Genomic DNA, 6,711 nt, shown 5'->3' on the forward strand with positions numbered 1-6,711 from the left:
CCGCCACGACGTGCACACGCCCAAGAAGACACAGCCAGCAAAGGGACAAAAGAAGAGGTCAACCACCCCAAAGCCCCGCCGCATTAGTTAAAGATAAAGTTAAAAGAGCTTGCAGATTGTCCTGCGAAGGTGAACCTTGCGGAATCTTCTGCGGGTTGATGTCGGGCGCAGGCTTGGTGTCGGTGGGCTGCGCGGGATCGTGAACTCCAGGGCAAGGTGCGTACCTTGGCTGGACACGGCATCCGGGAGGGCCGATGAGGTGTCCTAAGTGTGGGAGTTCGAATACGTCGGGTTCGCATGGAGCCCGCGGCGACTACTGGCAGTGCAAGGACTGCGGAAACAAGTGGTGGGACTTCCGGCGCCAGAGGCGCTGAGGGGCGAGGACAGGCGACGGTAAAGCACAAGGTAGGTCTTCGCAGCCTCTGCGCGCGCTGTGAAGACACACTCTTCGTCTCGCTGGTCACCGAGCCCCAGCGGCGCGAGCTCCAGCCGCATCGGACACAGACCATTAACACGTTGTTTTGATCACGCTGCTGGGGTCGCCACTCAGGGCTTGAACCCGAGCCTGAAGGGCTGTGAGGGCGGAGGGCGGGGTGGCTGCCGGTGAGATGACGATGCTGTGCACCTTCAGCAGTGTCCTGATCTTGAGCAGGGTGCGGTGCATGGCGGTGCGACTGCTGTCGAACAGCACGGCGAGGGGTTCCGCGGCCAGGGCGACCCGCAGGTGAAGGACGGCTACCAGGACCTGGTCGGGGAAGGCGAGTCGGGGCGGGCGTGCCTGCTTGACGTCGCCATCGACGGCCAAGATGTCGGTGAGTTCACTCAGTTGCTGCCGAGTTTTGCCGGTCAGGGAGGGATCGGACAGCAGAGCTTGGTCCCACTCCGGGGCCGGCTTTTGCGGAGTCCGGGGTGCTGGGACGGCAGGGTACGGAAGCCGCTACACGCACCCCCGCCGACTACCTCGGGAAACAGCGAAGGCCCGAATCGACAGTCGATCCGGGCCTTCGCTCTCGTAGCGGGGACAGGATTTGAACCTGCGACCTCTGGGTTATGAGCCCAGCGAGCTACCGAGCTGCTCCACCCCGCGTCGGCACGGTGGACTCTACAGCACCTGTCCGGCACGCTTCCGCTCCGGGCCGTTCACAATGTAGGTTCCGGGTCCGCGTTGGCAGTGTCGGTTGATCTCCAGCAGTCGGCTAGCAATCTCCCGGGTGGCGTTAGGGCCTGTTCAGAGTCGTGATCATGTAGCAGGCCGGAGGCTGCGCCCCGTTGATGATGCGACGGTGGTCGGCGAACGGGCGCCCTGCCTTCCCGACGTTGTGGGGAAGACAGAGCGCCAGGCGTGCCCACTACTCGTCGGTCACAGGCGCAGGCGCCCGCTCGTGGTCACCGAGGCTTGTAGGCGGTGGCCAGCACAGAGGCCGTGACCCGGTTGGGCAGGAGGCCGTCATCGTTCAAGTCTCTACGGCTCAAGTGGCGTGCGCTCGGCGTCATCCCCACCAAGTCCAGGGCCTCCAGCCCGACCAGGGCCATGGGGTACTCCACCCGTTCGGTAACGACGGCCTCGAAGCGGGGGTCCATCGCCCGGTGCAGGCGCTGTTCCTTGGCCGGGTCGATGGTGACCATCGCGGGTATCCGGCCGCGCAGTTCGGCCAGGTGCCGCTCAGTAGGACGGACCACGATCAGCCGGCCGCCCGGGCGGAGCACTCGGTGAAACTCGGTTGGATTGCATGGGGCGAACACATCCAACACCACGTCGGCCACCTCGTCAGCCACCGGGAAGGGACGGAAGACATCCCAGGTCGCCGCGGCGGCTCGTTCATGGGCTCGGGCTGCCAAGCGCAGCGCGCGCACCGACGTGTCCAGGCCTAGACCTCGGGTGCCGGGCAGCTGGTCGAGAACGCCGGCCAGGTAGTAGCCCGTGCCGCACCCGACGTCCACGACCGTGCCCCGCTCAGGCAGGGAGTCGGCCGCCAGGCGGGCCACGGCCTGGCGGATGGGAGCGTACCTGCCGGTTGTCAGGAAGCGGTCCCGAGCCTGGACCATGGCCGCGTCGTCGCCGCTGGTGGCGCGGGTGCCCGTCAGGAGGCTGGCGTAGCCGTGGCGGGCGATGTCGAAGGTATGGCCCGCCGCACAGCGCAGTACGCCGCTATCGGGGTGCAGGCGGCGCGTGCGGCACGTCGGGCAGCGCAGCAGGTCGAGGGACAGTTCGAGGGCAGAGGGAAGCAACACGGGCACGAGGAACTCCTGGCACGGGTGAAGGGAAGAGACCGTGCCTGCACACGCACACAGAAGGCCACTGCCTCAGGAAGGAACGGGCAGTGCCAGGAAGGTGGCTCGCGCAGCAGGCACACCAAGGAGGGCGACGCCATCCGACATCGCCCTCAACGCCTTCCGATCACAGGAAGCAGCAGTGCGGGGTGCTCATGAATGCCACGCCATAAGTCTACGAGCCTCGCCGCCGACGTTGAGAGACACGGCCGGGCCTGCTCAAAATCGTGATCACGTAGTGGGCCGGAGGCTGCGCAGCCAGATGACCGCGCCGCGCAGCTGAAGCCCCGCCATGTAGCTGTCCGGCCTCTTGTCGAAGCGCGTGGCCAGCCCCCTCCAGTCCTTGATCTTGTTGATGCACCGCTCCACGGTGTTGCGCTCCTTGTACGACTCGGCGTCGTGGGCGACCGGGCGTCCGCCCCTGGTGCCCTTCTTCTTCCGGTTGGCCGCCTGGTCCGCCTTCTCCGGGATCACCGCCTTGATCTTCCGACTGCGCAGGTGGGCGCGGTTGGCTCGGCAGGAGTAAGCCTAATGGGAGGCGAAGGCCGGCGGGAGTTGACCTTCGTGGGCGCGAGCCGAGCCTTTGAGTATGCCCGGGCCTGAGAGCCCTGTTGACAAGACGAGGCTGGCTCGCGCCCAGCACTCCGGGCAGGAGTGTTCGGAATCAGGTGAGGTTCGTTCTGCTTGAGCCTCGAAGAGGTCCTGTTACTACGGGACGGCCCGCCTGCGGCTCTCGGGCACTTGGCTGTTCGTAGTCCGAGCCGGTTGCGCGGATCACCTCTCAGCTCTGCCTTGAGCTTTCAGCTCTGACGCGGACCGAGGGCCGCGCGACTCGCTGGGGTTGCGAACGGCTGGTGGGATGACGTGCCTTGAGCACTTCCATTAGGGAGCACGCGCACCCTGCACAGGTTCTGACCTGGGAAGAAAGTCGTCACGAAGGAGGACCGGATGGAGATCACCGGGTTACCGACACCAGTGTTCTGCGGGGTGGACTGGGCCGAAGACCACCACGACATCGCACTGGTCGATGCGGGTGGGCAACAGCTCGCAAAGGTGCGGATCACCGACGATGCCGCAGGGTTTGCCCAGCTCATGGCGCTGCTGGCCGAGCACGGTGATGACGAGGACACCCCGATTCCGGTGGCGATCGAGACGTCACGCGGACTGCTCGTCGCGTGTCTGCGGGCCACCGGCCGACCGGTCTTCGCGATCAATCCGCTGGCGGTCGCCCGCTACCGGGACCGCCACTCCGTCGCCCGCAAGAAGTCAGACGCTGTCGACGCCGCAGCCCTGGCCAACATCCTGCGAACCGACATGGCCGCCCACCGGCCGCTGCCGGCGGACTCCGAACTTGTTCAGGCCATCGCCGTACTCGCCCGGGCCCAGCAGGACGCCGTCTGGGCTCGCGGCCAGGCCCACAACAAGCTTCGCTCCCAGCTCAGAGAGTTCTACCCGTCGATCCTCGACGCCTTCGCGAGTCACAAGCACGGCCTGTGTTCGAGGGAAGCCCGCAGCATCCTGGCCGCAGCACCGACCCCGACATTGGCTGCGAAGCTGACACGGCGGCGCCTGCAGTCGCTGCTCAGGCAGGCCGGCCGCATCCGCGGCATCCAGGCCGAAGCCGATCGTCTCCACGAGGTCTTCAAACGCGACTACCTCCACCAACTCCCGCAGGTCGAGGCAGCTCTCGGGCATCAGACATCCGCTCTGCTCAGGCAGCTGAACACCGCCTGCGACAACGCTGACCAGCTCGAGGAAGCCGCTACGCAGGCCTTCGAGGAGCATCCGGATGCACCGGTCATACGGAGCTTTCCAGGTCTCGCCGCACTGACCGGCGCCCGGGTCCTGGCGGAGATCGGCGATGACCGGACCCGGTTCGCCAACGCCGGATCATTGAAGGCGTACGCGGGAAGCGCCCCGGTCACCAGAGCCAGCGGCAAGAGCTGCAAGGTCATGAGCCGGAAGGTCAAGAACCAGCGACTGGCTGCCGTCGGCTACGTCTGGGCCTTCGTCTCACTCACTAGGTCACCAGGCGCCAGAGCTCACTACGACCGCCGCAGAGCAGCCGGCGACCGCCATGTCGCAGCACAGCGGAACCTCTTTAACCGTTTCATGGGCATGCTGTTCCACTGCCTCCAGAACGGTCACACCTACGACGAAGCAATCGCCTTCCCGCAGCCCTCACCAGTCATACCTCAGCGGCAGCTTGACGATTATCCGCGTGGGATGTCTTGTCGCCGGCCACAGCGTCGGGCTGGGTGCGCAGACGTCCGACCGGTCCGCGCACCCGCACCCCGGCCAGCACGGCGGAAAACTGCGGGCTGTCGGCGGCCTGCCCCGGGGTAAGCACAAACGACAGCGGACGGCAGCGTCGGTCGGCCGACAGGTGAACCTTGGTGGTCAGGCCGCCGCGAGAGCGGCCCAGGGACGCCGCCTTCAACCGCGCCCGGCGCCGGCGCCGCTGCCGGCGGCTCTCCTCACGCTCTGGATCGGGCTCGGCCGCCTGGGCCGGGGGGATCTCCTCGGCTTCGGCTGCGGCCTGCCGCTTGCATTGCTTTCGTGCTTTTCGCGTGCCCCCTTTTCGGCCTCGGGGGCCTTCTCCAGGGCGGCAAGAACCTCCTCGTCCACGACCATGCCGACTGCGTCATGGTGGGCGCGGGCGGTGGTGGAGTCCACGCTGACCAGGCACAGGTCCACCTGCCCGCGGCGGGCCGCCTCGGCGATCACGGCCTCCATCACGGCTGCGAAGACCCCGGCATCGCGCCACTGGGCAAACCGGTCGTAGACCGTGGACCAGGAGCCGAACGCCTCCGGCACGTCCCGCCACGGGCTGCCGGTACGGAACCGCCAGATGACCCCCTCCAACTGGTCGCGCAGGTGCTCCGGATAGGGACCGTACTGCCCGATCGGCAGGTAGGGGCTGATCAACTCCCAGTCATCGTCGCTCAGTTCACGTCGCAGCACACGAGAAGATCTACCAGTTCGATCATGGTTGCCCGAAGTGATCACCGGAACCGAGATCACGACTCTGAACAGGCCCTAGCAGCACCTGTGGTCGGTGGTGGTGAGTCCCGGGAGCTTCTCGGTCATCCGGCCCCTTCGTCTCTTGGACGCAGCGCGATCCTCCGGTCACCTGACCGGTGGCCCGACCTGCGACTGGGGTGGTGGCAAGGCGCCGGCGATGACGGTGGTCACCATCTTGCGGACGGCGGCGGTCTGCGGCGGGGCACTTGTCCGGTCGGCGAACAGCAGGTGCCCGGCCCCGACGAGGGTGGGGGCGAGTGTGTCGATGTCGGCATCACCGGCCAGGCGCCCCGACTCACGCTCGGCAGTGAGATATGCGGCGATCATGGCGGTGCCCTGCATGGCCAGGGGGATACCGCTCAGACCGGCCTCGCGCAGCCGGGCGCGGAGGCCGTCGCGGAAGGTGATGAGCGCGACGATTGCCACCGTGACCGGCCCGAACAGGTCCTGAAGCGCGTCGGCGAGGTTGTCCACCACGCTCCCGGTGCCGGCGGCCGCGCGCAGAGTCGTGGTCCGGTCCTCGATGCCGCGGACGCGGTCGAGGACCAGTTCCGCCAGGAAGGCGTCGAAGTCGGTGAAGTGCCGGTGCAACACGCCCTTGGCACAGTTCGCCTCCTCCGTGACCGCCCGGCTGGTCAACGCGTCGGGCCCGTCCCGGAGCAGGACGCGCTCGGCGGCTTCGAACAACTGGCCGCGCACGTTGTGGATGTGCACCCCTGACGGCATTCTCTCCCTTTCCGCGCCGCCCCGCCTTAACAAGTGGGCAACCGCCCATTACTGTGGGCGCATGCCCACTTTATCGCAGGGACAGCCGGACAGGTCCGGCCCCGAGCCCCACCGCCACCGGCAGACGGCCGAGTCGTTCGGCGCGGACGCCGAACGCTACGACCGCGCCCGACCGCCGTACCCTAAGGCCCTGGTGGACAGAATCGTCGCGGCAAGCCCCGGTCGGCACGTCCTCGACGTCGGAGCCGGGACCGGCATCGAGGCCCGGCAATTCCAGGCGGCCGGCTGCACGGTGCTCGGTGTCGAACCCGACGAGCGGATGGCCGCCTTCGCGCGACGCAGCCGTGTCAAGGTCGAGGTCGCCAGGTTCGAGGACTGGCAGCCGGCCGGGCGGCAGTTCGACGCGGTCATCGCAGGCACCGCCTGGCACTGGGTGGACCCCGTCGCCGGCGCGGCCAAGGCGGCCCAGGTACTCCGGCCCGGCGGCCGACTCGCCCCCTTCCACCACGTCCCCCAGCTCCCGGCCGAGGTGATCGACGCCCTCGCCGAAGCACTCCAACGGGTCGCCCCCGACTCCCCGTTCAACCCCGGCCTGCTGAGTGGGCGTTAAGTCCGATCTTCCTCGGTTCGTGATCGCTCGATCGTGGTACTGACAGCCGTACGAGCCGTCGGGTGGGCATGTCCATGTTG

General features: G+C 67.4%; 2 protein-coding genes, 1 tRNA gene and 6 pseudogenes. 3 read left to right on the forward strand and 6 right to left on the reverse strand.

Annotated features, from left to right (window positions below; genetic code table 11):
• Window positions 1-236: 236 nt before the first annotated feature.
• Window positions 237-374 (forward strand): annotated as a pseudogene (locus tag ACZ4MF_RS48475) (hypothetical protein); the annotation flags it as partial.
• Window positions 375-508: 134 nt separating this feature from the next.
• Here ACZ4MF_RS48475 and ACZ4MF_RS48480 read toward each other — a convergent pair.
• The 4 genes and pseudogenes from ACZ4MF_RS48480 to ACZ4MF_RS48495 all read right to left on the reverse strand — a co-directional run.
• Window positions 509-931: pseudogene (locus tag ACZ4MF_RS48480) on the reverse strand (helix-turn-helix domain-containing protein); the annotation flags it as partial.
• Between the two features lie 82 nt (window positions 932-1,013).
• Window positions 1,014-1,087 (reverse strand) — tRNA-Met (locus tag ACZ4MF_RS48485).
• A 299-nt stretch (window positions 1,088-1,386) separates the two neighbouring features.
• Window positions 1,387-2,238, reverse strand: coding sequence for a putative RNA methyltransferase (locus ACZ4MF_RS48490; protein WP_467500797.1), 852 nt, complete (start codon window positions 2,236-2,238; stop codon window positions 1,387-1,389).
• 264 nt (window positions 2,239-2,502) lie between these two features.
• Window positions 2,503-2,799, reverse strand: a pseudogene (locus ACZ4MF_RS48495) (IS5/IS1182 family transposase); the annotation flags it as partial.
• A 420-nt stretch (window positions 2,800-3,219) separates the two neighbouring features.
• Between ACZ4MF_RS48495 and ACZ4MF_RS48500 the strand changes: the two are divergent.
• Window positions 3,220-4,443, forward strand: a pseudogene (locus ACZ4MF_RS48500) (IS110 family RNA-guided transposase); the annotation flags it as partial.
• Window positions 4,444-4,501: 58 nt separating this feature from the next.
• Here the strand turns inward: ACZ4MF_RS48500 and ACZ4MF_RS48505 are convergent.
• Both ACZ4MF_RS48505 and ACZ4MF_RS48510 read right to left on the reverse strand, forming a co-directional pair.
• A pseudogene (locus tag ACZ4MF_RS48505) lies at window positions 4,502-5,235 on the reverse strand (transposase); the annotation flags it as partial.
• A 165-nt stretch (window positions 5,236-5,400) separates the two neighbouring features.
• On the reverse strand, window positions 5,401-6,021 hold the full coding sequence (locus ACZ4MF_RS48510; protein WP_467500799.1) for a TetR/AcrR family transcriptional regulator: 621 nt from the start codon (window positions 6,019-6,021) through the stop codon (window positions 5,401-5,403).
• 61 nt (window positions 6,022-6,082) lie between these two features.
• On the opposite strand from ACZ4MF_RS48510, the pseudogene ACZ4MF_RS48515 reads away from it, so the two are divergent.
• Window positions 6,083-6,625, forward strand: a pseudogene (locus ACZ4MF_RS48515) (class I SAM-dependent methyltransferase); the annotation flags it as partial.
• Window positions 6,626-6,711: the final 86 nt, after the last annotated feature.

It is taken from the genome of Streptomyces sp. NPDC025793 (assembly GCF_055558375.1).

Coding starts and splice junctions, on each gene's coding strand:
- ACZ4MF_RS48510 (WP_467500799.1), bottom strand. CDS start 6,021: ATGCCGTCAGGGGTGCACATCCACAACGTGCGCGGCCAGTTGTTCGAA.